Genomic DNA, 2,213 nt, shown 5'->3' with positions numbered 1-2,213 from the left:
AATAACAAGAGAGAGCGGCCGCTTCAAAGGCAAACGGATGATACAAGGAGGGCGAGCTCAAGTTAGGACAGTTATGTATATGGCGATGATGTCAGCTATTCAGTGTAACCCAGTTTTCAAGGTAACTTATGAACGATTACTTGCGGCAGGAAAACCAAAAAAAGTAGCGATAGTTGCTTGTATGAGGAAGATGGTTGTGATTTTAAATTCAATGCTGAGAGACGGTGTGATGTGGGATAAAAATAGCGTCAAAAATTAACTATTGACGCCATAGTCTCTTGTTATAATTTTTATTCTCGGCTTGAAATACTGCCTACTGGTACTTTTTTAGATAAGTTAGCTCTTTCATGAAATTCATTTGAATCAATGATTTCCATGTCTAAGCAGTGATCTCCTTCCGTAAATGAAGGAGATAACAGAAAGTAAAGCTCGTTTGGAGAATCTTCTGTAAGTCGATACAGACGAGTTTTCCACGATGAACTCCACCCTCCGTAACATGAAGCTCCAACATCTCCAGATTTAGATGGCAAACTAAATTCAATATAATCACCTGTTAGCAACCCACCGATGACTTTCCGATTGTATACAGGCCAATAGTGAATCGCTGAAGCTACAACATTTTCATTTCGAATTATGCCAACCTTTATATCCCCTTCTGATAGCTGAAGAGGCTCTGTTATCTTCAACTGAGGTATATCTTTAGAAACTGGCGCACTTGAGCAACCAGTAATTAACAGGATTCCAAATATGTAAAAAATAGAACGTTTCACAGTGTGATTCCTAATTAAAAAGTTATAACGCCGCATTAAGGGGTGAACAACGCCTCCACCCAACCTAAAGCATTGTACCGTAAACACTAAATTTGAAGTAGATGCAAAAATGCCGAGCGTTGAGAATCCCTCTTAAATGCTTTGTTATATGTAGGGTGCATAACCAACAATTTTCAACTCTAGACAATGTTCAAATGAGTTCAAACTCTGCGCATGGAGTCCCTTGATGATATTTCATTTGCCAGGCTTGACCAGTAAAGACCCAGATCGACGAACGCTTAGAAAACGCGCTAACTTCACCTAAATTTGAAACCCATGCTGATTTGTATAAAAGTAACTGAACTGAAGGTTCTAACAGAATACACTCAAAATCTTGAGAGTGAATGTGACCATTTGAAGGCTCTTCATTTTGCATCATTCTCATAATAGAAAAGTAATCAAAACTACGCCCCGAACGCCCAACCTCTTTAAAGCTAGAATGAAGCAACCTTGCTACTTCATTTGGATCTTGCCTAATTTCATACTGATGTAGAGCGATTTCCTGCTCAATTAGAACTTCCATTATTTCTCCAATGCTGAAAAAACATATAACGCCCAATTAAGGTGCGACAACGCTAAAACACCCAAACTAAACCATTGCACCGTAAACACAAAGTTCAAATCGGAGTAAAATCGGCAAGCGTTAGGAGTCACTCTTAAATTGTTTGTTAGGTGAATTAGTTATACACCCGACCATTATGCTTTAACCAACCATGAACATGATTATTACGAGGATCTCGATGCGTCCAATGGATCACGCCACCTTTACTATTCCACTCATATTCACCGTTAAAATCAACCGAATCGCCTACTTTCAAGTTCGATATTCGTGGCGCTAAATCGATATTATGGGCAACCAAAATCGTTTGACGATTATCCAAACGAAGAATGAATTTTTGATGTCGATAGCCTTCATTGTCGTCAGGAAGTATTCGTATAACTGTCCCAAAGCCTTGAACCTGAATATCACTTTGATGTGATTCATAAGCTTGTTTCAGCACCCCGCTATTAGACCAAGCAGGGAAAGAGCACAAACTGAATAGAACTAAGAAGCTAGCTAGAATTATCTTCATATTTGATATTGTTACCTTTTCGACTGTTTTCACCTAACGCCCAATTAAGGGGTGAGCAACGCTACCACCCAACCTAAAGCATTGTACCGTAACCACTATAAATGAAGTAGAAGCAAAAATGCCAAGCGTTGGGAATCCCTCTTAAATTGCTTGTTAACTGTATTGTTTGAGGTGTCCTAAGAGCCTTTGCCTTCTGCGCTGAAAGCCTAAGATTGCCTCTAATGAATTAACTTTGTCCTTAGGCGCTTTGGGCTGAAACGGAATTTCATTAGCTATACCAAGTAGACCGGTGCCAACCAACTTTTTATCTGACGCATCATTTATATTGTCC

The 2,213-nt window shown here is 39.3% G+C and carries 4 protein-coding genes; 1 reads left to right on the top strand and 3 read right to left on the bottom strand.

The window, feature by feature from the left end:
* On the top strand, positions 1-259 hold a 259-nt coding region (locus L4C39_RS19975), incomplete at its 5' end, for a transposase (RefSeq protein ID WP_429747735.1).
* Positions 260-290: 31 nt separating this feature from the next.
* Here the strand turns inward: L4C39_RS19975 and L4C39_RS19970 are convergent.
* The 3 genes from L4C39_RS19970 to L4C39_RS19960 form a co-directional block, all read right to left on the bottom strand.
* Positions 291-770, bottom strand: coding sequence for a hypothetical protein (locus L4C39_RS19970; protein WP_113800009.1), 480 nt, complete (start codon positions 768-770; stop codon positions 291-293).
* Positions 771-960: 190 nt separating this feature from the next.
* Complete coding sequence (locus tag L4C39_RS19965; RefSeq protein WP_050645032.1) at positions 961-1,332, bottom strand: nuclear transport factor 2 family protein; 372 nt, start codon at positions 1,330-1,332, stop codon at positions 961-963.
* 154 nt (positions 1,333-1,486) lie between these two features.
* Complete coding sequence (locus L4C39_RS19960) at positions 1,487-1,882, bottom strand: DUF3465 domain-containing protein (RefSeq protein ID WP_429747732.1); 396 nt, start codon at positions 1,880-1,882, stop codon at positions 1,487-1,489.
* Between the last annotated feature and the right edge of the window lie 331 nt (positions 1,883-2,213).

This window comes from Vibrio clamense (assembly GCF_050337905.1).
GTDB lineage: Bacteria > Pseudomonadota > Gammaproteobacteria > Enterobacterales > Vibrionaceae > Vibrio > Vibrio cortegadensis.
Note: the sequence above shows the minus strand (reverse complement) of the source record. Positions and strands in the feature narration are given on the sequence as shown.